This window comes from Agromyces sp. Y575, assembly GCF_059445445.1.
The window spans coordinates 360,014-384,152 of the sequence record NZ_JCAIUI010000002.1; the positions used below are offsets into that span (position 1 = coordinate 360,014).

The 24,139-nt window shown below is 69.4% G+C and carries 18 protein-coding genes; 3 read left to right on the forward strand and 15 right to left on the reverse strand.

Features of this window, described 5'->3' with window-relative positions:
• Positions 1–19: 19 nt before the first annotated feature.
• The 4 genes from AC1C2U_RS07810 to AC1C2U_RS07825 all read right to left on the reverse strand — a co-directional run bounded on the left by AC1C2U_RS07810 (position 20) and on the right by AC1C2U_RS07825 (position 2,804).
• Complete coding sequence (locus tag AC1C2U_RS07810) at positions 20–1,312, reverse strand: AMP-binding protein (protein ID WP_495361175.1); 1,293 nt, start codon at positions 1,310–1,312, stop codon at positions 20–22.
• 166 nt (positions 1,313–1,478) lie between these two features.
• Positions 1,479–2,432 (reverse strand): 1,4-dihydroxy-2-naphthoyl-CoA synthase, encoded by a 954-nt coding sequence (locus AC1C2U_RS07815; protein WP_495361176.1) that lies wholly within the window; start codon positions 2,430–2,432, stop codon positions 1,479–1,481.
• Positions 2,433–2,441: 9 nt separating this feature from the next.
• Complete coding sequence (locus AC1C2U_RS07820) at positions 2,442–2,585, reverse strand: hypothetical protein (RefSeq protein ID WP_495361177.1); 144 nt, start codon at positions 2,583–2,585, stop codon at positions 2,442–2,444.
• Between the two features lie 36 nt (positions 2,586–2,621).
• On the reverse strand, positions 2,622–2,804 hold the full coding sequence (locus AC1C2U_RS07825; RefSeq protein WP_495361178.1) for a hypothetical protein: 183 nt from the start codon (positions 2,802–2,804) through the stop codon (positions 2,622–2,624).
• 79 nt (positions 2,805–2,883) lie between these two features.
• Between AC1C2U_RS07825 and AC1C2U_RS07830 the strand changes: the two genes are divergently transcribed.
• Positions 2,884–3,897 carry an o-succinylbenzoate synthase gene (locus AC1C2U_RS07830; RefSeq protein WP_495361179.1) on the forward strand — a complete coding sequence of 338 codons (1,014 nt, stop codon included), beginning with the start codon at positions 2,884–2,886 and terminating at the stop codon, positions 3,895–3,897.
• 10 nt (positions 3,898–3,907) lie between these two features.
• On the opposite strand, the gene AC1C2U_RS07835 is transcribed toward AC1C2U_RS07830, so the two are convergent.
• The 9 genes from AC1C2U_RS07835 to AC1C2U_RS07875 form a co-directional block, all read right to left on the reverse strand.
• Positions 3,908–4,765, reverse strand: coding sequence for a CPBP family intramembrane glutamic endopeptidase (locus AC1C2U_RS07835; protein WP_495361180.1), 858 nt, complete (start codon positions 4,763–4,765; stop codon positions 3,908–3,910).
• A 196-nt stretch (positions 4,766–4,961) separates the two neighbouring features.
• Positions 4,962–11,036 carry a pullulanase-type alpha-1,6-glucosidase gene (pulA, locus tag AC1C2U_RS07840; RefSeq protein WP_495361181.1) on the reverse strand — a complete coding sequence of 2,025 codons (6,075 nt, stop codon included), beginning with the start codon at positions 11,034–11,036 and terminating at the stop codon, positions 4,962–4,964.
• Between the two features lie 242 nt (positions 11,037–11,278).
• Positions 11,279–11,509 carry a hypothetical protein gene (locus AC1C2U_RS07845; protein ID WP_495361183.1) on the reverse strand — a complete coding sequence of 77 codons (231 nt, stop codon included), beginning with the start codon at positions 11,507–11,509 and terminating at the stop codon, positions 11,279–11,281.
• A 117-nt stretch (positions 11,510–11,626) separates the two neighbouring features.
• Positions 11,627–14,209, reverse strand: coding sequence for an ATP-binding protein (locus AC1C2U_RS07850; RefSeq protein ID WP_495361185.1), 2,583 nt, complete (start codon positions 14,207–14,209; stop codon positions 11,627–11,629).
• Between the two features lie 62 nt (positions 14,210–14,271).
• Positions 14,272–15,219: a c-type cytochrome biogenesis protein CcsB gene (gene ccsB, locus AC1C2U_RS07855; RefSeq protein WP_495361961.1), complete on the reverse strand. Its 948-nt coding sequence runs from the start codon at positions 15,217–15,219 to the stop codon at positions 14,272–14,274.
• Between the two features lie 216 nt (positions 15,220–15,435).
• Complete coding sequence (gene resB, locus AC1C2U_RS07860; RefSeq protein WP_495361187.1) at positions 15,436–17,376, reverse strand: cytochrome c biogenesis protein ResB; 1,941 nt, start codon at positions 17,374–17,376, stop codon at positions 15,436–15,438.
• Positions 17,360–18,112, reverse strand: a complete 753-nt coding sequence (locus AC1C2U_RS07865) for a cytochrome c biogenesis CcdA family protein (RefSeq protein WP_495361188.1) — start codon at positions 18,110–18,112, stop codon at positions 17,360–17,362. The genes resB and AC1C2U_RS07865 overlap by 17 nt, the downstream gene beginning before the upstream one ends.
• Before the next feature lie 3 nt (positions 18,113–18,115).
• Positions 18,116–18,709 carry a TlpA family protein disulfide reductase gene (locus AC1C2U_RS07870; RefSeq protein ID WP_495361189.1) on the reverse strand — a complete coding sequence of 198 codons (594 nt, stop codon included), beginning with the start codon at positions 18,707–18,709 and terminating at the stop codon, positions 18,116–18,118.
• Positions 18,709–19,353 carry a histidine phosphatase family protein gene (locus AC1C2U_RS07875; RefSeq protein WP_495361190.1) on the reverse strand — a complete coding sequence of 215 codons (645 nt, stop codon included), beginning with the start codon at positions 19,351–19,353 and terminating at the stop codon, positions 18,709–18,711. The genes AC1C2U_RS07870 and AC1C2U_RS07875 overlap by 1 nt, the downstream gene beginning before the upstream one ends.
• Positions 19,354–19,620: 267 nt before the next feature.
• On the opposite strand from AC1C2U_RS07875, the gene aspS reads away from it, so the two are divergent.
• Together aspS and AC1C2U_RS07885 are read left to right on the forward strand one after the other, a co-directional pair.
• The gene (gene aspS / locus AC1C2U_RS07880) at positions 19,621–20,979 is read left to right on the forward strand and encodes an aspartate--tRNA(Asn) ligase (protein ID WP_495361191.1); all 1,359 of its coding nucleotides are present in this window, start codon (positions 19,621–19,623) and stop codon (positions 20,977–20,979) included.
• Between the two features lie 125 nt (positions 20,980–21,104).
• Positions 21,105–22,097, forward strand: a complete 993-nt coding sequence (locus tag AC1C2U_RS07885; RefSeq protein WP_495361192.1) for a formylglycine-generating enzyme family protein — start codon at positions 21,105–21,107, stop codon at positions 22,095–22,097.
• Positions 22,098–22,182: 85 nt separating this feature from the next.
• Here the strand turns inward: AC1C2U_RS07885 and AC1C2U_RS07890 are convergent, their stop codons facing one another.
• Entirely contained in the window at positions 22,183–23,820 is a 1,638-nt protein-coding gene (locus AC1C2U_RS07890) for a SulP family inorganic anion transporter (RefSeq protein WP_495361193.1), read from the reverse strand.
• Positions 23,817–24,014: a hypothetical protein gene (locus tag AC1C2U_RS07895; RefSeq protein WP_495361194.1), complete on the reverse strand. Its 198-nt coding sequence runs from the start codon at positions 24,012–24,014 to the stop codon at positions 23,817–23,819. Before AC1C2U_RS07895 ends, AC1C2U_RS07890 begins: the two co-directional genes overlap by 4 nt.
• Positions 24,015–24,139 lie beyond the last annotated feature (125 nt).

The following is a 24,139-nucleotide window of genomic DNA, read 5'->3' on the forward strand; positions in this document are numbered from 1 at the left end:
TGCGGGTGGGGGTCGATCGTCAGGCGAGGAGCGCAGCGATCGCTCGTCGATCGGGCTTGCCCGAGGCGAGCATCGGCAGGTGCTCGACGACCACGAGGCTCACGGGCCGGGCAGCGGGTGCGAGCCCGGCTTCGTCGGTCGCCGCGGCGAGGGTCGAGAGGGCAGCGGATGCCGCGGCATCCGTTTGCGGTGCGACCACCACGGCCCGCTGGCCCCACTCTGCGTCTACGACGGCGAGCACCACGGCCTCGCCGAATCCGGGGACGCCGCGCACCGCCCGCTCGATCTCGCCGAGTGCGACCTTCACCCCGCCCGAGATGATGACGTCGTCGGCGCGGCCGCGAATGCGGAGCCGGCCGTCGCGGTCGAGTTCGCCGAGGTCGCCGGTGCGATACCAGCGGGTGCCGCGGGCATCGACCGTGAACGCGGCGGCAGTGCGGGTCGGATCGTCGAGGTATCCGTGCGCGAGCATGGGACCGGTGAGCTCGACCAGGCCGCGCCGCCCTGAGCCCGTCGAAGGGCGCTGCCCTGAGCCTGTCGAAGGGTCGACCACCCGCACGCCGACGCCCTCGAGCGGCATGCCGTCGTAGACGCATCCGCCCGCGGTCTCGCTCGAGCCATAGGTGCGCACGATGTTGGCGCCGAGCTCCGCCGCCCGCTCTGCCACCGCGGGCGCGAGCGCCTGCCCGCCGACGAGCACCGCGTCGTATCCGGTGAGCGCCGCCGCCACGAATGCGTCGCGCTGCGCCCGCTCGATGATGCGGGCGAGCTGCACCGGCACGAGCGAGGTGTAGCGCGGCGCATCCGTGGCGAGACGAGCGGATGCCTCGGCGAACCCCTCGGCTGTGAACGGCCCCTCGCCCAGCACCACCGGCGTCGTGCCCGCCACGATCGATCGCACGAGCACCTGCGCGCCCGCGATGTAGTGCCCCGGCAGCGCGAGCAGCCAGCGACCCGGCCCGCCGAGCCGGTCGGCCGTCGCGTCGGCACTCGCGATGAGGGCCTCAGCCGAGAGCATCACGCGCTTCGGGGCATCCGTCGATCCGCTCGTCTCGACAACGAGTGCGATGTCATCGGGGACGGCGACCGGGTCGGTCGAGTCGCGAGCGCCAGCCAGCGTATCGAGACCCACTCGCCCGTCAGCTGGTCTCGTTCCGCGTCCTCCGGTTCCTGAGCCTGTCGAAGGGACGGTCGCCGCTCGACCGTCCGGAATCGGCCACACGGCAGGGCCGCCGGCGAGCGCGTCGCGCAGCGCCTCGGTCAGCGCCGGGACATCCGTCGCCGAAACCTGTACGAGGGGTTTCATCCGCATCGCACCGCTCGCACCGTTCGCACCGTTCGCACCGTTCGCTTCGTTCGCTTCGTTCGCTTCGTAGGACGTTCGGCGTTGTGTAGGACGGGCTGGGCCGTGAGTGTCCTACATTTCGGCGATCGTCCTACAAAGGCGGCCGGCACTCCGCCCCGCGAACGCCATCGCGTCAGTAGTGCCACGGGTATGGGCCCCAGTCGGGCTCGCGCTTCTCGAGGAAGGCATCGCGCCCCTCGACGGCCTCGTCGGTGCCGTAGGCGAGGCGTGTCGCCTCGCCCGCGAAGACCTGCTGGCCGACCATGCCGTCGTCGACCGCGTTGAACGCGAACTTCAGCATGCGGATCGCCGTGGGCGATTTCGTGAGAATGGTGCGGGCCATCGCGATGGCTTCGCGCTCGAGCTCGGCGTGCGGCACGACGCGGTTGACCGCACCCATCTCGTAGGCGCGGTCGGCCGAGTACTCCTCGGCGAGGAAGAACACCTCGCGGGCGAACTTCTGCCCGATCTGACGAGCGAAGTACGCGCTGCCGTAGCCCGCGTCGAAGCTGCCCACATCGGCGTCGGTCTGCTTGAAGCGACCGTGCTCGCGGCTCGCGATCGTGAGGTCGCAGACGACGTGCAGCGAGTGCCCGCCACCGGCCGCCCAACCGGGCACGACGGCGACGACGACCTTCGGCATGAAGCGGATGAGCCGCTGCACCTCGAGTATGTGCAAGCGCCCGACGGCGGCATGACTTCCCGGTGCGTCGGCGTCGCCGCCCGCACCATCGACGATGGCCGTCTCGGCATCCGAGTACTTGTAGCCGTCGCGTCCGCGGATGCGCTGGTCGCCGCCCGAGCAGAACGCCCAGCCGCCGTCTTTCGCGCTCGGCCCGTTGCCGGTGAGGAGTACCACGCCGATGCGCGGGTTCGTGCGCGCGTCTTCGAGCGCCCGGTACAGCTCGTCGACGGTGTGCGGGCGGAAGGCGTTGCGCACTTCGGGCCGGTCGAACGCGACACGCGCGATGCGGCCGTCGAGCGAGTGGTGATAGGTGATGTCAGTGAGGCCCGAAGTCCCACTGACCGCGGATGCCGCGTCGACCCACTCGCTCGCATCGAACAGTTCGGACACCATGGCGCTCATGCCCCCAGCCTATTCCGCGTTGAGCGCGCGCTCCGAGGCGGCGATCAGCTGCACCGGCTCGCCGAGCAGGCTGCCGTTGCGCATCACGAACACCACTCCGAAGGATGCGCCGATCAGATGGCCGACGTAGATTCCACTCGCGTGTGAGGTCATCCGATCGACGCTAGCGCCTCTCGGAGGCCGCCTCGGTCAGCGGGTGACGCCGAGCAGGAAGCCGCCATACGTGGTGACGACCACCACGAAGGTGACGACCGCGGCGGCGATGGGGATGAAGACGGCGATGACGAGTGCGACACCGCCGACGCCGATCAGCACGTTGCGCGCCACCGGGTCGTCGGTCGCCTCGACACCGAGCTGCTGCAATCCGTTCATCTGCTCCCCCTGTGGGCGCTCACACTACAGGCTGGCGCGACACAGGGCGCAGCGCGACCCGGGATGCGAGACTGGGCACATGCTGCCCGAGCCGAATGAACTGCTCCCCACCGCAAGAGTCGTGGCCCTCCCCCTCGTGACGCGGTTCCGCGGCATCGACGTGCGGGAGGCCGTGCTCTTCGAGGGGCCGGAGGGGTGGACCGAGTTCTCCCCGTTCGTCGAGTACGACGACCACGAGGCATCCGCATGGCTGGCCGCTGCCGTCGACTACGGCTGGAACGCGCCGCCACCTACTCTGCGCGACCGCATCGCCGTCAATGCGACGGTGCCGGCCGTCGATCCCGACAGCGTCGCCGCGGTGCTCGCACGATTCCCCGGATGCCGTACGGCGAAGGTCAAGGTCGCAGGCACCGACCAGACGCTCGAACAGGATGTCGCACGGGTTCGCGCCGTTCGCGAGGCGCTCGGCCCCGAAGGCCGCATCCGCGTCGATGCCAACGGCGGCTGGAACGTCGACGAGGCCGAGCACGCGATCCACGCCCTCGCACCGTTCGACCTCGAGTACGTCGAGCAGCCGTGCGAGAGCGTCGAGGAGCTTGTCGAGATCCGCCGCCGCACGAAGTACATGGGGGTGCCGATCGCGGCCGACGAGAGCGTGAGACGGGCCGACGACCCGCTCGCCGTCGCCGAGGCGGGCGCCGCAGACCTGCTCGTCATCAAGGCGCAACCGCTCGGCGGCATCCACCGCGCACTCGAGCTCATCGGGCGCACGGGCCTGCCCATCGTCGTCTCGAGCGCCCTCGACACGAGCGTGGGCCTTGCGATGGGCGCGCAGCTCGCAGCATCCGTGCCCGTGCTCGACTTCGACTGCGGACTCGGCACCGCCTCATTGCTGGCGGCGGATGTCACGCGGGCGCCGTTGATTCCCGAGAACGGGTCGATCCCGGTGGGCCGCGTGCTGCCCGACCCGGCGTTGCTCGAGCGATACTCCGCGTCGCCCGAGCGCACGGAGTGGTGGCTCGAGCGCATCGTCCGGTGTCACGCGGTGCTCGCCGACGCCGGGGCCGGGGCCGGCACACCGTCCACCGCCTGAGCCGGCGGGCTCAGCCGCCGACCGACCGCACGGGTTCGCGAACCGTCACGCCGAGCGGACGTCGCGCGTCAGGCCGCCAAGCGAAGTAGAGACCCGCAGCCAACAGGCACGTGATCAGCAGCTGCACCACGGCGACCGGCACGGATGCATCGGGGAAGAAGCTGCCGATCGCATTGCCCGAGAAATGGATCAGGATCGCCGCCCACACCCGGCCGCCGAGACGTTCGCTGACGAACAGGTAGATCAGCGAGAGCGGGATGAAGGAGAGGCCGAAGAGCAGCCCGTCGACGGTGAAGAGGCCCATGGCGGCCTGCCCGGTTCCCGGCAGGAAGAACAGGGGGATGTGCCAGATCGCCCACGCGAGTCCGAGCACGACGGAAGTGGCGATGAGGCCGAGCGAGCGGCGGAGGCGCGGCTGGGCGTAGCCGCGCCACCCGAACTCCTCGGCGATGGGGCCCGTGATCATGAACAGCAGGATGAAGAGCAGCGGGCCTCCGAAGTCGGCAACGACGGCGGGTGCTTCCGCGAGGCGCGCACTGAACTCCTGCGGTGCGAGCAACAGGTTCGCGATCACGGTCGGGGCGGCGCCGAGTACCAGTGCGGCAGGCAGCCACAGCCACGGGGGCGCGACCCGAGAGCTGCCGCCGCGATCCGGCGCGCGGCGGGTGCGGGTCAGGTAGAGGATCAGCGCCGCGAGCGACGGACCCGACGTCGCGATGCCGAAGATCCAGAGCGCGCCGCCCTCGCGCACATTCCCGCCCTGCCAGGCCAGGAGAAGCCACAGCGACCCGCTGATGAGCACGGTGATGAGGGCGAACAGGAGCAGGTCGGTGCGAACCCGGGTGTGCGGCGTCGTTGTGGTGGTCACGCGTTCACCCTGCCAAACGGTTCGCATCGCCGCCATCGGGCTAACCCCCGCACCGGATCTCGATACGCTCGCTTCGCTCCCTACTCGATCAACGACAACCCCGCCGGTCGAGTAGCGCCCGACGAAGGAGGACGCGTATCGAGACCCGGTGCGGGATCTCGATACGCCTCCTTCGTCGGCTACTCGATCAACAGGGTCACCAGAGGATCAGCGGCACCGGGAACGAGCGCGAGTCGGCGAACCCTTCGCCGCCGTCGAACTCGGCCCGCACCAGGTGCAGGCCGCGCGTCAGCTTCGGCAGCTTGACGTCGATGCGGCCTCGATCGGCGACCGTGAGCTCGACCTCGGCGATGACCCTGCCGCCGTCGAGCACCCGTACGGTGCCGACCGCAGCACTGCCGTCGAGGGCGAACACCTTGCCCTGCAGCTTCACGGCCGAGCCGGCCTTCGCGAGCAGCTTGTTCGGTGCCGCGATGGTGAACGTCGCGACGGCGGGCGGCGCCTGCTCGTCGACGAGCACGGCGACGCTGCGGGCCGGCACGGTGACCGCGCCGGTCGCTGCATCCCAGGTGGTCGTCTTCACGACGGCGTCGGCACCGTTCGCCTGCGCCTCGGCGAGCGCGAAGTCGCGCCCGGCGAGTCCGCCGATCGTCTCCGTGACCGGCTCGGTTGACGCATTGAAGATGACGAGCGCCCCGTCGAGCTCTGGGTCGGCGTCGTCGCCCACGAGGTCGTCGATCTGCATCGCGATGACGCCGGGCGTGGCATCCGGTCCACTGTTCGGGAACGACACCTTCTCATCGATGAGCTCGGCCGAGCCGAGCTGCAGCAGGTCGACCTGACCCCGCACCCGCAGCAGGTCGAGGGCGGATGCCTCGGCCACCGCGATGTCCGCCGCAGCAGGCTTCAGCGCGGGGTCCGCGAGCAGCGGCGCCATGATCGGCCACTTGTCCTCGTTGTCGGCCGCGGGCGGCAGGCCGGAGCCGAACGTCGACTCCTGGCCGGTCCAGTCGATGCGGTTGAACCAGTCGCCCGAGTTGTAGCTGTTCCGGTCGAGCGACTTCGACCGCAGCAGCTCCGTACCGGCGTGCCAGAACGAGGGCGACTGCGAGAGGGTCACGGTCGCGAGCGACAGCGTGTTCATGCGCACGCGGTCGGCCATCGCGGTGCCGGCCGGGAGCTTGAACACCGAGAGGTCGTAGAGCGTCTCGTTGTCGTGAGCGTCGACGTAGTTGATGACCTCGTCGGGCTGGTCGGCGTAGCCGGCCGGCGACCCGTTGTAGTCGAACTGGTCGCCGCGCTTCACGACGCCGTCGGACCCGGTGAACTCGAATTCGCGCAGGTTGCCCGCGAGTCCGAGCTTGACGAGGTCGGTCTGCTGCCCGAGGGTGCGGTCCGCCGGGTCGACGGCCGATCCGTTCGGGTCGGTGCCGAGGCCGGTGCCGAAGCCCTGCTCGAACGTCGACGCCCCGTCGACCGGGCTGCCGCCGTGCACGCCGTCACGCAGCCGGTCGTTGAACGTTCCGATGCCCGTGCCGCCGAGCTGGCCCTGCGTGGCCTGCTCGAAGAGGGCGTTGTTCGCGACCTCGCCGAAGTTCCAGCCCTCGCCGTAGAGGTACACCGCCGAGCCGTCGACGCCGTCCTCCTCCAGGGTGAGCTCGTCGAGTGCCGCGCGCACCGCCAGCATGTTCGCCTTCGAGTGGTGACCCATGAGGTCGAAGCGGAAGCCGTCGACCTTGTACTCCTCGGCCCACAGCACCACTGAGTCGACCATGAGCTTCTGGGCGACGTCGTGCTCGGTGGCGATGTTCTGGCAGCACGTCGAGGTCTCGACGTTGCCGACGGCGTTCAGACGCTGGTAATAGCCGGGCACGATCCGATCGAGCACCGACTTCTCCCCCTGTCCGGATGCCGCGGTGTGGTTGTACACCTCGTCGAGCACGACCTGCAGGCCCGTCGCGTGCAGCGCGCCGACCATCTCGCGGAACTCGCTCACGCGTGCGCCGCCGTCGGGGTCGACCGCGTAGGAGCCCTCTGGCGCCTGGAAGTGGAACGGGTCGTACCCCCAGTTGAAGCCGTCGAGGTCGCGGATCGACTCGAGGCACGCCTGCTGCTCGGCGGATGCCGGGCCGAAGCTCGTCAGGTCGCACGCGGGAGTCGCCTGTGCGGCGCGGTTCTCCTCGATCGTGGCGATGTCGAATGTCGGCAGCAGGTGCACGGTGTTGATGCCCGCCTCGGCGAGCTGCTTCAGCTGTGCTGTGCCGGCCGAGTCGCGAGTGAAGGCGCGGTACGTGCCGCGCTCTTCGGCCGGGACCGTCTCGTCGCCGATCGAGAAGTCGCGCACGTGCAACTCGTAGATGGCACGGTCGACCGGGCGCTCGACGACGGGAGCGGCCGTCTGCTCCCACTGCGACGGGCGAAGCGACTCGTCGTCGAGGTCGACGACGACCGAGCGCACCGAGTTCGTCGTGAGGGCCACGGAGTACGGGTCGGTGACCGAGTTCGTCTCGATCGCGCCCGTCGTCGGGGCGTACACCTCGACCGACCAGCGGTACTCGTCGCCCGACGCGACGTCGCCCGAGACCGCCCACGTGCCGTCGGCGTCGTCGAATTCGGCGGCGATCACCTCGGCATCACCGGATGCCCCGGCATCCCACCGCTCGAGCGAGACCGATCGCGCGGTCGGCGCCCAGAGGGAGAGCGTCGCCTGGCCTGCCTGCCAGCTGGCACCGAGCGGCACGGATGCCACGGCGTCGCCGTAGAGCTCGTCGAGCACGCCGGGCAGCTGCACGCCGGTGAAGGCGCTCAGCTCCTGTTCGTTCGTTGAGCCTGTCGAAACGCGCTGCGCGACCGCGAGCTGCTCGGTGAGGAGCCCTTGCACATCGTCGCGGTCGAGCCCGACCGGACGCAGGGCGAGGTAGCCCTCGAGCGCCGGGAACGCAGCGAGCTGCTCGTCCGAGAGGCCGGCCGGGTCGAGCTCGAGCGCGACCGGGTCGCCGCCGCCCGTGACGCCGCCGTCGGCCACCGCGAGCGACGCGTCGGGCGAGTGCTCGAGCGTCCACGCGGCATCCGTCGCCTCTGCGCCGCCGAGCAGTTCGGCCGGCCAGGCGAGCGTGTCTTCGCTCACCCAGTGCGCGCGCGACTCGCCAGTGCCCGCGAGCGGCGGGTCGGTCACGATGATCTCGAGCACGTGGGTCGCGAGCGTGTAGCGGAACTCGACGAGCTTGCCCGTGGTCGCGGTGAACGTGTAGTTCGCACCGCCCGGCGCCCCACCGACGCCGTAGTTCTCGTCCCAGCCTTGCCCGTGCGCGACCTTCGTCTCGTGTGCACCCTCGGGGATGGACGAGGTCGACCACGTGTAGACGCCGTCCTTGTCGCCGTCCTGCATGAGCGAGGCGAGGCATTCGGGCTGCCAGTCGCCGGGGCATCCCACCTCCGACTGGAAGCTGCCGGGCAACGTCACGACGGGGCCCTCCGCGGTCGAGGAGACGACCTTCGTGTTCGGGTTCCAGAAGAACGTGATCGGCCCGCCCGCGTGCGAGTAGGTGACGTTGCCGCCGTTCAGCTCGCCGTTGGCGCCGTAGTTGACGTCCCAGCTGCCGTTGATCGCGACCTTGTACTCGTAGTCGCCAGCTGGCACATCGAAGGTACCGGCGTAGATGCCGTCGGCGCGCAGCGTGAGCTTCGCGGCCTCGCAGCCGGGCGCCCAGTCGCCGGCGCAACCCATCGCGGCGTTGTGCGAGCCGGGCACTGTGACGAGGTCGATCGGCTGCTCTGGCTCCTCCTCCTCGACGAGGTTCACGGCGTTGCCGACGCTCGCGTAGGTGCTCGCCGCCGAGCGGTGCCCAGCGGCATCCGTCGACACCGCGCGGTACTCGAGGAGCGTGCCACCGGCGAGGCCGGCCGTGTCGTGGAAGACCCGCGGGCTCGTGTCTTCGGCAGTGCCGAGCTCGTGCCAGGCATCGTCGCCCGTCGCGCCGGCAACCCGCCAGGCGAAGCTCGTCTCCTGCCAGGTGGCGTCGTCGACGTCGGCCGCGACCGGGGTGATTCCGGTGACGCCGGCGCCCGCGGCGGGCGTCGAGACGCTGATGGCGGATGCCGCGTCGGGCGCGCTCACCGCACGGTCAGCCTGGAGCACTACGGTGCCGAGCGCCGGCACGGTGACGGATGCCACGCCTTCGGCGTTCGCCACGATCGGCGCGCCGTCGGTGCCGTAGAGCGGCGAGAACACGCCGTCCTTCGTGAGCGTGGGCACTTCGACGGTCTTCGGCGCGTTCGAGTTGTTCGCGGCAACGAGGTACTCGGTCTTCTCCGCCCGATCGACGCGTGAGAATGCGTAGACGCCGGCGCCGTTGTCGACGTAGCGCTCGATCTGGGCGCCGGTCGAAAGGGCGGGGTGCCCAGCGCGCAGCGCCGAGAGCGCGGCGATGTGCTCGTAGAGCGGGGCATCCGTGCCGAAGTGCTCACCGGTGCCGAACGTCTCGCCCGTGACGAGCGGTTGGTTCTGGAACTCGGCCACCTGGCTCGGGAACAGGGTCTGCCGGGCGCTCTGGTCACCGCCCGTGCCCGCGAAGCCCTGCTCGTCGCCGTAGTAGACGACGGGCTGGCCTCGGGTGAGGAACAGCAGCTCGTGGGCGAGCTCGTCACGCTCGAGCGGAGCCTCCGTCGACTGCAGGAAGTAGCCGACGCGACCCATGTCGTGGTTGCCGAGGAAGGTCGGCAACGCAGTGGCCGACGAGTCGGGCGTCGTGTAGTAGTCGTCGCCCGCGAAGAGGGCCTGCAGGTTCTTCGCCGAATTGCCGGCCGAGAATGCCACGGCCTGCGACTGGAACGTGAAGTCGAGCACCGAGTTCATGTCGGTCTTGCGCACGTAGGGCGAGAGCTTCACGGGGTCGGCGTCGTAGACCTCGCCGAACATGAAGAAGTCGGGCTTGCCGGCGGCGTGCGCGTAGTCGAGCACCTGCGTCGACCACTGCTCCCAGAACTCGAAGTTCACGTGCTTGGCGGTATCGATTCGGAAGCCGTCGATGCCGAGGTCGATCCAGTCCTCGTAGACGTCGACGAAGCCGTTGACGACAGTGGGGTGCTCGGTCATGAGGTCGTCGAGGCCGACGAAATCGCCGAAGTTGACCGACTCGCCCTCCCACGTCGAGTCGCCGCGGTTGTGGTACAGCGTCGAATCGTTGAGCCAGGCGGGCACCTTGAGCTCTGCATCTTCGGGCGTGAGGGTCGGTGTGTAGGGGAAGCTCGTCGCCGCGTCGAGGACCGGGAAGTCGGCGCCCGTGTCGGCATCGGCGAAGTCGGCCGGGTCGAAAGCGGTGCCGCCTGCGTCGAGGTACGGCGCAGTCGCCTGGTCGATGTAGGCGTGCTCGCCCTCGGCGTAGTCGATGACGTCGGCCGTGTGGTTGGTGATGATGTCGAAGTAGACCTTGATGCCCTTGGCGTGCGCCTCGCCGATGAGCGCCTCGAGCTCGGCGTTGGTGCCGAGGTGCGGGTCGATCTGGGTGAAGTCGGTGATCCAGTAGCCGTGGTAGCCGGCGCTCGCATCAGCGCCCTCGCCCTGCACTGCGCGGTTCTTGAAGCTCGGAGTGAGCCAGATCGCCGTCGTACCGAGCCCATCGATGTAGTCGAGCTGGTCGCGCAGGCCCGCGAGGTCGCCGCCGTTGTAGAAGCCCTTGTGGGTCGGGTCGTAACCGGTCGTGAGCGCGTCGCCCGTGAGCCCGCCCTCGTCGTTCGAGGTGTCGCCGTTCTCGAAGCGGTCGGTCATGACGAAGTAGAAGGTCTCGTCGCTGCCCGGCTGGCGCACGGGGTCGGCGACGAGGTCGGCATCGGATGTCTCGTCGTAGGCGCCGCGCAGCGTGGCCTCTGTCGCCTCGAGGCCCACGCGCTTCAGGGTGTCGTCGAACACCATGCGCACTGGGGTGTCGCCGGCGACCGTGAGCGGAATGTTGTCGCCGCCGCCGTTCAGGCCGTACGCCTCGTCCCACGTGTCGTTGACGGCGACCTTGTACTCCCAGGTGCCGGCGGGGATCGTGAACTCTGCCGCGAAGACGCCGGGCGTGCCGGTCGCGGTGAGCTCGGTCTCGGCGCACTCGGGGGCCCAGTCGGCGGGACATCCGAGCTCGTCTTGCAGAGAGCCGACGAGCGCGAAGGTGCGCGGCTCGTCTGCAGCCGCGGCGGCGAGGCCCGGAATCACCGAGAGAGCGGATGCCGCGAGGCCCCCCGCAACCACGAGGGCGAACCAGCTGCGTGCGCGAGCGCGTTGCGTCATCCTTGACTCCCGATTTCCGGCACGACTCCGTGCCACCAACACTGCTGGTGACCGTAGCAGCGGGCGGCGCATAAATGCAAGCGCTTGCAGACATGCGGCCCCTCATCGATGTCACACAACGAATGCCGCACGTTCACGGCGTTCACGAGAGCCCGACGTGATGGAAGCGTTCTCACGCGCCGGCCCTCGTTCGTCAGGGCTCGGCGCAGCGGAAGCGCGCCTGGATGGCAACGCGCGCCGCATCACATCAACCGGCCCAGCGTCACCTCGCGAAAGCGCTCCTCGCGGAGCCGCTCGGCTTCCAGACGCCGCTCGTGCAATTCGGCGAGCTCCTCGCGGCTGTGGCGCTGCGGGGCGCCGCGGCTCCACGCGACGAGCGCCGCACCGGCACGGCGGGCCATCCGCTCGATGAAGGTCGAATCCCGGTGATGACGAACCGTCACGCCTCCCGCTGCAGTGAATGCGGTGTTCATGATTACCCCTGTCGATCACAAGACCCGCCGATCGCGGGCTGTGGATCCATCCCATCGCTGGGCGGGCTCCGGGTCATCGGCGACGACTACCGAGATCACCGGCCGCAGCTACCGAGATCACGACGAGAGCAGGCCGAGTTCGCCGGCTGCACGCACCGCTTCCCGTCGCGACGCCACCCCGAGCTTGGCGAGCACCGCGGCGACGTGACTGTCGACCGTGCGCACCGACACCACGAGCCGCTCGGCGATCTCGGCGTTCGTCAGGTCCTCCGCCAGGAGCCGCAGCACATGGACCTGCCGGTCGGTCAGGCCCTCGGGGTTGTGCCGGGTCGGGCTCGACGGCCCGCGCGGAATGCTCCGCACGCCGCGGCCCCGGAGGCCAACCCTGACTTGCCGGGCGAGCGGTACCGCGCCGATGCGATCGAGGATCGCGAGCGCCGCGAGCAGGTCGGCCGTGTTCGGGCTCTCGGCGAGTGCGGATGCCTCGTGGTAGGGGCATCCGATCGCCCGCCAGAGCTCAGCAGCACGCTTCCAATCACCGCGCGCCTGCACGGCGAACGGGTGATCGCCCGCGGGTGCCTCGACCCGCTCTCCGGCCCGGCGGAGCAGCGACGCGAGCTCGGCCTGAAGGTTCGTGTCCTGCCGTCGCACTGCTTCGTCGTACATGGGCCGGGCGATCACGCGAGCCTCGTCGCGGTCACCGCGGAGGAGTGCTGCCTCGGCACGCGCCGCGGCGACCGGTCCCGTACGCTGCAGCTCGCCGAGGCGTTCGGCCATGCGGCCGGCCTTCTCGAGCGTCGACTCGCCGCCGGGATCGCCGCGGCGGATTCCGGCCAGGCCGATGACGATGAGTGCGACGCAATACAGCTGCGGCAACGATTCGCTCTGATGTCCGGCTGCCGCCACGGCCTCGTCCCACTGCGCTCGCGCGAGGTGCAGGCGCCCGCGTTCGGCCTGCTGGTAGGACCAGAGCCCGACGACCTCGGTGCGCTCGGAGAGTTCGAGCGCCGGCTCGAGGTAGCGCTCGGCAAGGTCGAGACGGTACTGGTCGAGCAGGCTCCAGACCAGGTTCACGTGGGCGCGGGCCGCGTCGTCCATGAGGTTGGCGGCGACCGCGATGTCCGCCGCCTCGAGGAGCTCTGCGATGCCCTCGTCGCGGTTCTGCAGCAAGTGCGCGGTGCCGAGGTTGTTGAGCGCGTGGGAGAGCGCCCTCGGTTCGCCCACCTCCCGTGCGAGCGCGGCGGCGCGTGTCGCGAGATCGATCGTCCGCGGCAGTTCGTGGGCGAGCATCGCGAGCTGCGCCTCATTGCTCAGCGCGAGCGCGAGGAGTCCGCGGTCATCCGATTCGGCGAGCACTGCGGATGCCTCGCGGGCCGCCGTCTCGGCGGCGGATCGGTTCCCTGCGAGCCACTGGAAGCGCGAGAGCCAGCGCAGGCTCGCACCGAGCGCGGTGATGTGGGGTTGCTCACGACGCAGCCGCACGACCTCCGTCTGGGCCTCGACCGACTCGGGCCCCTGCCCGACCGTGTACGCCTCGATCGCGTACCCCTCGAGCAGCTCGGCGCGCTCCGCCGCCTCGTACCGGTCCATGTGGGCGAGCGCCGCCCGGAAATGCGCCGCCGACTGTCGATGGGCACCGGATGCCGCGGCGTCACGGGCAGCACGCGGGGCCCACGCGACGACCGCGTCGATGTCACCGGCGGCAAGCGCGTGGTGCACGAGCGTCGACGGGTCGACGGCGCCCGATGCGAGCAACTCGGCGAGCACACGGCGCTCGAGCTCGATGCGGCGGGAGGCGGGCAGCGCGTCAACGATCGCCCGGCGCGTCAGTTCGTGACGGAACCGCACGCCCTCGGGGCCGACCTCCAGCAGTCCCGCCTCCTCCGCTGCGCGCAACGCGCCGGCTGCCCCCGGAACCAACCTCGCGAGCAGGGCGGCGTCGACCGCCGACGGCACGACGGCGAGCTGTTCGACGTGAACCTGCGTCGCTTCGTCGAGGCGCCGCAGTCGACCGGTCACCGCGTCGACGACCGTCGGAGGAACCCCGGCGTCGTCCGCCGAGGCGATGAGCTCGCTGACGAAGTAGGGATTCCCGTCGGTCGTCGCATAGACGCGGCCGGCGTCGAGACCGCTCGCGGCGGCCAGCGCACCGACCGCCGCCGACGAGAGTCGATGCGGCGCGATGCGATCGACCCGATCGCCGTGACCGAGGTCCCCGAGCAGGCGGCTCAGCGGATGGTCGCGATCGAGTTCGTCGCGGTAGGTGAGGATGAGCAGGGCAGGGAGCTCATCGATACGGCGCACGAGGAACCGCAACGCATCGAGTGTGGCCTCGTCGGCCCAGTGCACATCCTCGATGATGAGCACCGTTCCCGAGGCATCCGAGAGCTCATCTCTGAGCGCAGCGAACACCTCCTCGCGGTCGCCCGCGCGCAGGGCCTCACCGAGCCGCGGCTCGACCGCCGCCGCGAGGTCGCGCAACGGCCCGAGCGGCCGCGGCGTCGACATGGCATCGCACGATCCGACGAGCACCCGTACGCCGCCGGGCGGTTCCGCCCGCAGGGCGTTCACGAGGCTCGTCTTGCCGATGCCCGCCTCGCCGTGGAGCAGCACGACGCGACCGCGACCGCCCGATGCCTCCCGCACCGCGGCGTGGAGCTCGTCGAGTTCGGAATCGCGCTCGAGCAGGGCCCTGCTCATAGACCGATGGTGCCCGCGGCGAGTCCGCGCCGCAACCGGGCGGACCCTGAGTCAGCGGCCGATCAGAGCCCGGAGTAGGCGTGCAGTCCTTTGAAGAAGAGGTTCACGATAGTGAAGTTGAACAGCACCGTCGAGAAGCCGATGATCGCGAGCCACGCCGAGCGGGAGCCGCGCCACCCGCGCGTCGCGCGCGCGTGGATGTAGCCGGCGTAGACCACCCAGATGATGAAGGTCCACACCTCCTTGGTGTCCCAGCCCCAGTACCGGCCCCAGGCCTTCTCGGCCCAGATCGAACCGGCCATGAGGGTGAACGTCCAGAGGATGAAGCCGATGATGTTGATGCGGTACGCGAGATTCTCGAGGGTGACGGAATCGGGCAGCGTCGCGAGGAACGTGAGTTTCGCGGCCTTCGCCGTCGCGAGGAGCGACTCGCGACGCGACTGCATGAGCTGCACGACCGAGAGCGCGAAGCCGAGCGCGAAGAGGCCGACCGACGCACTCGCCACGAACACGTGGATGACGAGCCACACCGACTGCAGCGCCGGCGGCAGCGGAATCGGGCTCACGTAGAAGTTCAGCGCCGCGACGCCGAGCAGCACGAGCACCAGCCCGGTGACGAAGGTGCCGAGGAACCGCAGGTCGTGCTTGGAGATCACGAGCACGACGAGGAAGACGGTGGTGATGATGAGTGTGCCGGTGAGCGCGAACTCGTACATGTTGGCCCACGGCACGCGGCCCGCGGCGAGGCCGCGCAGCACATCGGCCGTGAGGTGCAGCAGCCAGGCGAGCACGGTCATCGCCACGCCGACGCGAAGCGCGGGCGAGCGGCCATAGGCGACTCGGCTCGAGCTCGCTGAGTTTGTCGAAGCGCCCGCACGCCCCGGCGCACCGACGGCGACGGTCTCCTTCAGCTCGACTCGAGCCGAGGCATCCGTCGCAGCCGTGGCGGCGGCAGAGCGCTTGGCGAGGTCGATCGAGAACGCGATGAACGCGATCGCGTACACGACCATGGCCGAGTACACGCAGAGGATGGAGATCTCGTCGAACGTCAACTGCACTGTTCTACCTTACGTCGAAGTGTGTTGCGTGGGTTGAGGAGGGAGCGAAGCGACCGTCTCGAAACCCACCGGCTTACGTCGAAGTGTGTTGCGTGGGTTGAGGAGGGAGCGAAGCGACCGTCTCGAAACCCACTGGCGCGAGGGGGTTTCGAGACGGCCCTGGCGGGCCTACTCGACCGGCGATGGTCGCGGCCCAGCGTGCTTGTCGGCGAAGGCCGTGACGGCCTCCTCGAGACCCGGATCCTCACCGCGGGCGAGGGCGGCGTACTCGAGCACGACCCGGCCGTCGGGCTTCGTAACGGCCTTGACCCACATGCGGCGCCTCGGCACGAACAGCGAGACGAGGAGTCCGCCGAGGATGAGCGACGCGAAGATGAGCACCCAGATCTGCGTCGGGTCGTGGTGGATGTCGAAGCTCGCGAAGCGCGGCACGCTCTGCGAATAGTCGCCTTCCGCGCCATCCGCAGTCTCGGCATCGGGCGACGAGTCCTCGAAGGTGACCGTGCCGAGGCCGTTCGGCAGCTCAGCGGTCTCGCCCGGCTTCAGTTCGATGGAGTCGACGCCGGTCTTGCCGCCGGTCAGCTGCTCCATGGTCGATGGGTCGAGCGTGTACACCGAGGTCGGCGTGCCGCCGTCGATGCCGAGGTCGCCCTCGTACACGTTGAGCGTGAGCACCGGCAGGATCAGGTCGGGGTAGTTCGACGTGTAGGCGCCCGAGTCGAGCCGCTCCTGCGTCGGGTAGAAGAAGCCGACCATGCCGAGCTGCTCGGGCATGCCGTCGGGCACCTTGACGACGCCGATCGAGGTGAGGTTCGCATCTTGCGGCAGGAACGGCACGGAGTCGGTGAAGACGACCTCGCCGTCGGCGTTCTTCACCGTGATCGTCGGGGCGTAGCCGTTGCCGAGCAGGTACACGTCGGTGCCGTGCGTGTAGAGCGGCTCGTTGACCTTGACGATCCGTTCCTCGGCCTCGCCGCCCTGCCCCTGCACGGTGACGTTCGCGGTGAAGTCGATGGGCTGGCCGATCGCATTCTGGTTCTGCGTCTCGTACACGGCATCGAGATCGTCGAGCGAGAGCCGGTAGGGCGTGAGCCGGGTGTCGTTGAAGAAGCGTCCAGGGTTGAACGAGTCGAACGCCGCGAGGGTGTTGACGAAGGTCTGCCCTTCGACGATCACGCGCTGGCCCGAGAAGCCGAACCCGCCGCCGAACCCGACGGCGACGAGCACGCCGAGCAGGGCCGTGTGGAAGATGAGGTTGCCGGTCTCGCGCAGGTACCCGCGCTCGGCCGAGACCGAGGGCTCGCCGCGCAGCTCGTAGCGCTCGACGCGGTACCCGGCTTGGCGCAGTTGCTTCGCGGCGGCGTCGATCGCGGCATCCGCTGCCTCGTTGGTTGAGCTCGTCGAAACCGAGCTCGCCGAGGTTTCGGCAGGCTCAACCCGCAGCAAGGCGGCGTCGAACGCCTCCCTGCTGGTTGAGCTCGTCGAAACCGAGCTCGCCGAAACCGGGTCTGTCGAGGTTTCGGCAGGCTCAACCCGCAGCAAGGCGGCGTCGATCGCCTCCCTGCTGGTTGAGTTCGTCGAAACCGAGCTCGCCGAGGTTTCGGCAGGCTCAACCCGCAGCTCGCGCTCGGTGTACCCCGCGAGCCGCGACAACCGCACGGGCGTGCGCGGCGGTCGCGCCCGCAGCGCCTCGAGGTGATGCTTCGTGCGCGGGATGACGCACCCGATGAGGGAGACGAACAGCAGCAGGTAGATCGCGGAGAACCACGCCGAGGTGTACACGTCGAACATCTGCACGCTGTCGAGGATCGGCGCGAGCCTCGGGTTGTCGCTGAAGTACTGGGTGACGCCGTTCGGGTCGCTCGAGCGCTGCGGCACGAGCGAGCCGGGCACCGCGGCGATTGCGAGCAGCAGCAGGAGCAGGAGCGCGGTGCGCATGCTCGTGAGCTGCCGCCACGCGAAGCGCATCCAGCCGACGAAGCCGAGCTTCGGCTGGGTGACGGCGCCGTCCTGAGCCTGTCGAAGGGATGCGTCGGCGGCATCCTGCTCGACCGAGTCGATGTGGTCGGCGGGCCGCGAGGGCGCGCCGGGGTCAGATTGCGGGGACAAAACCCGTGATCACCGCCTGCAGTTCGTACATCCAGATGGACCAGATTCCCGACACCATGAGCACGCCGATGAGGATCAGCAGCGCACCGCCCGCGATGTTGATCGTGCGGATGTGGCGGCGGAGGAAGGTGAGCGAACCCGTGACCCACCCGAAGCCCGCGGCGACGAGCAGGAACGGGATGCCGAGGCCGACGCAATACGCGAGGCCGAGCAGCACGCCGCGGCCGGCCGACGCGGAGTCGGCGCTGAGCGCGAGCACGACGGCGAGGGTCGGGCCGATGCAGGGCGTCCAGCCGAGGCCGAAGACGATGCCGAGCAAAGGTGCTCCCGCGAGCCCGGTCGCCGGGCGCCACGACGGTTTGATTGTGCGCTGCAAGAACGTGAACTGGCCGATGAAGACGAGGCCCATGACGATGAGCAGCACGCCTGCGATGCGCACGATCACGTCGGAATACTGCAACAGCCACGCGCCTGCGACACCGGCCACGAGGTTGAACGACACGAAGACCACGGTGAAGCCCGCGATGAAGAGCAGCACCCCGAGCAGCAGGCGGCGACGGTTCTTGCGCTCGGTGGCGGCGTCCGCCGAGGCATCCGTGAACCCGCCCAGATAGCCGAGGTATCCCGGCACGAGCGGCAGAACGCACGGCGAGAGGAACGAGACGAGACCCGCGGCGAGTGCGATCGGCATGGCTGCGAGCAACTGCCCGTTCAGCACGATCTCGCCCGCGCCCATGCGCTAGGCCTGCTCGGCGAGGAGGTCGTCGATGATCGTCTCGAGGATCGACGCGTCTTTCAGCTGGCCGAGCACGCGCGCGGCGACCTTGCCGTCTTGGTCGAGCACGATCGTGGTTGGCACTGCGGCCGGGGGCACGCGGCCGGCGAAGGCGAGCTGTGCCTCGCCGCTCTCAACGTCGAGCACCGACGGGTAGGTGATGCCGTAGTCCTTCTCGAACGCTGTCGCGTTCGCGGCCTGGTCGCGCACGTTCACGCCGGCGAAGCTCACGGCATCGGCGTCGATGCTCTCGTAGACCTCCTGCAGGATCGGCGCCTCGACGCGGCACGGCGCACAGCCCGCGTACCAGAAGTTGACGACCTGCACCTTGCCCGCGGCATCCGCCGAGTCGAAGCTCTCGCCCTCGACGGTCTCGCCGGTGAACTCGATGGGCTCGCCGCGACCGTCGGCGTCGTACACGGTGATCGTGCCGTCGCCCGCGATGTAGTTCTTGCCGCTGCCCTCGCGGAACTGGTCGGCGAGCGGGTCGCTCGTGCACCCCGTCAGCAGCAGGGCGGATGCCACGACCACCGCCGTCATCGACCAACGCTTGCGCATCACACTGCTCCTACATCCGTGGCCTCGGCGGAGAGCCCCGCCGCGGGGTCTGCGTATCCGACCTCGACGAACCGGTCGCCGCGGCGTTCGAGCGTCGTGATGCTCGAGAGCGCACAGCGTCGGCGACGGGGGTCGTGCGAGAGCGAGAGTCCGGCGAGCCGTCGGTGCACCATCCAGATCGGCAGCTGGTGGCTGACGATCACGACGTCTCCGCCGTCGGCGGCCTGCCAGGCGTCGCCGATCGCGGCGAGCATGCGGTCGGCGATCGAACGGAACGGCTCGCCCCAGCTGGGCTCCCATGGGTTCACGAGCAGCGGCCAGTTGCGGATGTCGCGGAGCGCGCCGTCTGGGCCGCGCATGCGCTTGCCCTCGAAGCGGTTCTCGGGTTCGATCACCCGCTCGTCGAGCGTCGGTTCGAGGCCGAACGCTGCGGCGACGGGTTCGGCCGACTGCTGCGTACGCTGCAGCGGCGAGGAGACGAGGGTGCTGACCGGGCGATCGCGTGCGAGGAGGTCGTCGGCGGCGGCCTGCGCCATGCGGCGACCGAGATCGGAGAGTCCGTAGCCGGGAAGTCGACCGTAGAGCACGCCCTGCGGGTTGAACACCTCGCCATGGCGCACGAGATGGATCTGCTCGGCCGGCACGGCTTCCAGTCTAGAGAGGCGTTCCCTTTGAATCCGCCGAGCGTCCTGCAGGTATCGACAAGCCGGGCACCCCGCGGGTTGAGCCTGCCGAAACCCAAACCCCCGAAGCAGGTTTCGACAAGCCGGGCACCCTGCGGGTTGAGCCTGCCGAACCCAACCCCCGAAGACAAGCCGGGCACCCTGCGGGTTGAGCCTGCCGAAACCCAACCCCCGAAGCAGGTTTCGACAAGCTCAACCCGCAGAAGCCCACAGGTAGGATGGTCGATCGTGAACACCCGCACCCTCGTCAAGAATCTCGCCGCCCTCCCCGACGGCCCTGTCACCGTGTCCGGATGGGTCGAGACCGTGCGAGATCAGAAGAAGGTGCAGTTCGTCATCCTTCGCGACGAATCGGGTGCGGTGCAGCTCGTGAACCCCGCGACGCGGGAGCTCGACCCCTCGCTCACTGAGCCTGTCGAAGTGTCCGCGGCATCCGCTCGCCTCGCGACGACCGAGGCCATCTCGGCGCTCTCACACGGCTCGTTCATCAGCGTGACGGGCGAGCTGAAGCACGACGAGCGCGTCAAGCTCGGCGGCCTCGAGGTGAAGATCGCCGCGCTCGAGGTCATCACCGAAGCCAACCCCGAGACGCCGATCGCGCCCGATTCGAGCCTCGACAAGCGCATGGACTGGCGCTTCCTCGACCTGCGTCACCCGAAGCAGGCGCTCATCTTCCGCATCCAGACGACGTTCCTGCACGCGCTTCGCGGCGTCTGGGTCGAGAAGGGTCTCATCGAGATCCACACGCCGAAGCTCATGGCCTCGGCGTCGGAGTCACGTGCAGAGCTCTTCGAGGTCGAGTACTTCGAGACCAAGGCGTACCTCGCGCAGAGCCCCCAGTTCTTCAAGCAGATGGCGCAGGCGGCCGGCTTCGGCGGCGTCTTCGAGGTCGGGCCCGCGTTCCGCGCCGACCCGTCGTTCACCTCGCGGCACGCGACCGAGTTCACCTCGATCGACACCGAGATCAGCTGGATCGACTCGCACGAAGACGTCATGGCGCTGCATGAGGAGCTCATGGTCGCGGGCTTCGAGGCCGTCGTCGCCAAGCACGGCGCCGAGATCGCCGAGCTCTTCGGCATCGAGCTGCAGGTGCCGTCACGTCCGTTCCCGCGCATCCCGCTCGCAGAGGCGAAGCAGATCGTGGCCGACCGCGGCTACGTGATCCCCCGCGCCGACGACGACATGGACCCCGAGGGCGAACGCCAGATCTCGGCCTACGTGAAAGAGACGTTCGGGCACGACTTCGTCTTCCTCACCGACTACGCGTCGAGCATCCGGCCGTTCTACCACATGCGGCGCGTTGGCGAACCGAGCCTCACCAACTCGTACGACCTCATCTACAACGGCGTCGAGATCTCGACGGGTGCCCAGCGCGAGCACCGCATCGACGTGCTCACCGCCCAGGCCGTCGACAAGGGCATGGACCCTGAAGAGCTCGAGTTCTACCTCGACTTCTTCCGCTACGGCGTACCACCGCACGGCGGGTTCGGCATGGGCCTCGCGCGCGTGCTGATGCTCATGCTCGGCGAGCAGTCGATCCGCGAGACGACGTACCTCTTCCGCGGCCCGACGCGCCTGCTCCCCTGACCCGCGCCGTGCGCCCGCGGATGTTTCCGTTGGGGCGTCGTGTTTCCACTCGAGCGGGAACATCGAGCGCAAACGGAAACACCGGGCGAGCACTCGCCCGCAATCGCGAGTCGTAGGCTCGGAGGGTGACCGAGACGACAGCCATGATCCGCATCGAGGGCGGCACGTTCCGCATGGGCTCCGATGAGTTCTACGCCGACGAGACGCCCGTGCACGAGCGCGCGGTCGAGTCGTTCGAGATCGAGTTGCACCCTGTCACGAACGAGCAGTTCGCCGCGTTCGTCGAGGCGACGGGCTACGTCACCGTCGCCGAGCGGCCGCTCGACCCGGCCGACTTCCCGGGTGCCGACCCCGCCGACCTCGTGCCCGGCGGGCTCGTATTCACGCCGACCGAGGGGCCGGTCGACCTGCGCGAATGGCGGCAGTGGTGGCGGTGGGGTGAGGGCGTGAGCTGGCGGCATCCGTTCGGCCCCGAGTCATCCCTTCGACAAGCTCAGAACAACCCCCTTCGACAAGCTCAGAACAACCCCCTTCGACAAGCTCAGAACAACGCCGTCAACGACCGGCCCACCCACCCGGTCGTGCAGGTGAGTTTCGCGGATGCCTCGGCGTACGCGGAATGGGCCGGCAAGCGACTGCCCACCGAGGCCGAGTTCGAGTTCGCCGCCCGCGGCGGGCTCGAGGGTGCGCGCTTCGCGTGGGGCGACGAGGAGTTCCCCGACGGCAAGCTCATGGTCAACCGCTGGCAGGGCTCCTTCCCCTACCGCAACACCGGCGCCGAGGGCTGGGTGGGCACCTCTCCCGTGATGACGTTCCCGGCGAACGGGTACGGCCTCTTCGACGTGACCGGCAACGTGTGGGAGTGGACCACCGATTTCTACACCGCCCGCCACAACCCGCCCGGCGTCGAGGCGGTCGACGCCGAACGGCGGCCGAACCTGCTCGCCGCGGCATCCGTCGAACCGGGCTCGCGCATCCCGCGCCGGGTGCTGAAGGGCGGCTCGCACCTGTGCTCGCCCGACTACTGCCTGCGCTATCGCCCGTCGGCGCGGTCGCCGCAGGCAGACGACACGGCGACGACCCACATCGGGTTCCGCTGCGCGCGCGACGCGGTCTGAGCCGACTTGCACCGCGACCGCGCCGGATCGCACCAGCGAACGGGCGCGCACGGATTGGACGAACAGGCGCGCGCGGTCCCTGCGCTCAACCGATCTGGTGCCTCCCGGCGACTGCGTCGTCGAGCGTCGGGTAGGCGCGGCCCTCGCGCTCGAGGTTCGCGAACCAATCCCCGCGCCGCGCGAGGTCGGCCGCGGCCTCAGGCACGGCCGCGACCCTGAGCTCCACCCCTTGGTCGGCGAGCTCACGTTCGAGGTCGGCGAGGGTGTCGAGCACCGTGATCGAGACGATCACGAGCCGTGCGAGTTCGAGGGCGACGACGCGGATCCCTTCGCGATCGGCCACCGCGGCGAGCACCGCGTTCTCGTTCGCGAGCACGTTCGCCGTGTACAGAGGGCCCATGAGTCGCACGGGCAGCACCCCATCGACCGGCTCCTCGACGTCGACGCGCAGCCTGTTGAGTTCGCGCAGCACCACCGTGAGGGTCGCGACGACGCCGACCGCGACCGCGATGAGCAGCCCGGCGGTGATCCCGACGACGGCGGTCGACACTGCGATCCAGAAGTCGGATCGACTGATGCGCCAGAAGCGCACGAGCGAGCGGATGTCGATGAGCCCGGCCACGGCGACGAACACGATCGCCGCGAGCGTCGCCTGCGGTAAGAGGCTCAACACGGGTGCAAGGAACAGGGCGACGAGCAGCGCGAGCAGCACCGTCACGATCGAGGAGAGCTGGCTCTTCGCCCCCGCGCCCTGGTTGACCGCGCTCTGCGAGAAGCCGCCGGCGGCGGGCAGCACCTGGAAGAAGGAACCGATGGCGTTGGCCGCGCCGGTTGCGAAGAGCTCCTGGTTGCTGTCGACCTGCGCTTCGCCGGGCTTGCGGATGGTTCGGGCGACCGCCGCGGACTCGAGGAACGCCATGACGGCGATGCCCAATGCACCCGGCAGCAGCGCACCGAGGTTCGCGAACGATGGCAACTCTGGTGCCGGAAACCCCTGTGGGACCGTCGCGATGCGTTCGACCCCGGCGTCGTGAAGACCGGTGAACGCCATGAGGAGGATGCCCGCCGCAACCACAATCAGCGGCCCCGGCACCCGCGGTGCGAAACGCTTCAACAGCAGCAGGGTCGCGATCGACCCGAGCGACAATGCGATCGTCGGCCCGTTGGCCGCGCCGACCGATTCGCCGACGGCGATGAGCGATGGGATGAACCCGTGCGCCGAGACATCCGTCGTCTCACCGAGCAGTTTCGGCAATTGCCCTGCGGCGACGGTCGCCCCGACGCCGATCTGGATGCCGACGATCGTCGCCTTCGAGATGTTCTCGACGAGGGAGCCGAGCTTGAAGAGCCGAGCGATCAGGAGGATGACGCCGACGAGCAGCGTCAGCGCCATGAGGTCAGGCACGGGGTCGCTGGAGCCCGCGGCCACGCCGGCCGAGACGAGCGTCGTGGCCGACAGCGTCGCAATCGTCGACGTCGTCGACACGCTCATCGCCCGTGAACCGCCGAGCATCGCGTAGACGAACAGTGGCACCATGCATGAGTAGAGCCCGACCTGCACGGGCAGGTTCGCGATCGTCGCGTACGCCATCGCCTGCGGGATGACGACGGCTCCGGCGGAGAGCCCCGCGAGAACGTCGGCCCCGAGCCATCCTCGCTGATAGCCCTGCAGCGTGGGGAACCACCATCGCCGACGGGCCGCGGTCGCGGTCGCGCGGGTCATCCGCCGGCCGGCTCGGGGAAGACCCTCGACCAGTCGCGCTTCACGCTCACGACCGTGAAGCCATGATCGGATGCCGCGGCGAGCATCGGACGTCGCCCGATGCGGGTCCAGATGCGCACGGGCTCGACCGGGCCGTCGTAGGCCAGGTCGGGAGTCGGCAGTGACGAACGCTGCACATCGGACTTCTTGCTCACAGACAGCCCCTCCGTCTGGTCGGGCGACGGCGAGCAGCGGATGCCCCCTCGATCACCCTTCCCGCTCAGAAGCCGTCGCCCCCCGGCGGCTTCGCCTCCACCGTGTCACAGCGGGCGCTACAAGA

Excerpts from the sequence above, each read along its gene's own strand:
- AC1C2U_RS07810 (WP_495361175.1), bottom strand. The coding sequence starts at position 1,312 with ATGCGGATGAAACCCCTCGTACAGGTTTCGGCGACGGATGTCCCGGCG.
- AC1C2U_RS07815 (WP_495361176.1), bottom strand. The coding sequence starts at position 2,432 with ATGAGCGCCATGGTGTCCGAACTGTTCGATGCGAGCGAGTGGGTCGAC.
- AC1C2U_RS07820 (WP_495361177.1), bottom strand. The coding sequence starts at position 2,585 with ATGACCTCACACGCGAGTGGAATCTACGTCGGCCATCTGATCGGCGCA.
- AC1C2U_RS07825 (WP_495361178.1), bottom strand. The coding sequence starts at position 2,804 with ATGAACGGATTGCAGCAGCTCGGTGTCGAGGCGACCGACGACCCGGTG.
- AC1C2U_RS07830 (WP_495361179.1), top strand. The coding sequence starts at position 2,884 with ATGCTGCCCGAGCCGAATGAACTGCTCCCCACCGCAAGAGTCGTGGCC.
- pulA (WP_495361181.1), bottom strand. The coding sequence starts at position 11,036 with ATGACGCAACGCGCTCGCGCACGCAGCTGGTTCGCCCTCGTGGTTGCG.
- AC1C2U_RS07845 (WP_495361183.1), bottom strand. The coding sequence starts at position 11,509 with ATGAACACCGCATTCACTGCAGCGGGAGGCGTGACGGTTCGTCATCAC.
- AC1C2U_RS07850 (WP_495361185.1), bottom strand. The coding sequence starts at position 14,209 with ATGAGCAGGGCCCTGCTCGAGCGCGATTCCGAACTCGACGAGCTCCAC.
- ccsB (WP_495361961.1), bottom strand. The coding sequence starts at position 15,219 with ATGGTCGTGTACGCGATCGCGTTCATCGCGTTCTCGATCGACCTCGCC.
- AC1C2U_RS07865 (WP_495361188.1), bottom strand. The coding sequence starts at position 18,112 with ATGGGCGCGGGCGAGATCGTGCTGAACGGGCAGTTGCTCGCAGCCATG.
- AC1C2U_RS07870 (WP_495361189.1), bottom strand. The coding sequence starts at position 18,709 with ATGCGCAAGCGTTGGTCGATGACGGCGGTGGTCGTGGCATCCGCCCTG.
- AC1C2U_RS07890 (WP_495361193.1), bottom strand. The coding sequence starts at position 23,820 with ATGACCCGCGCGACCGCGACCGCGGCCCGTCGGCGATGGTGGTTCCCC.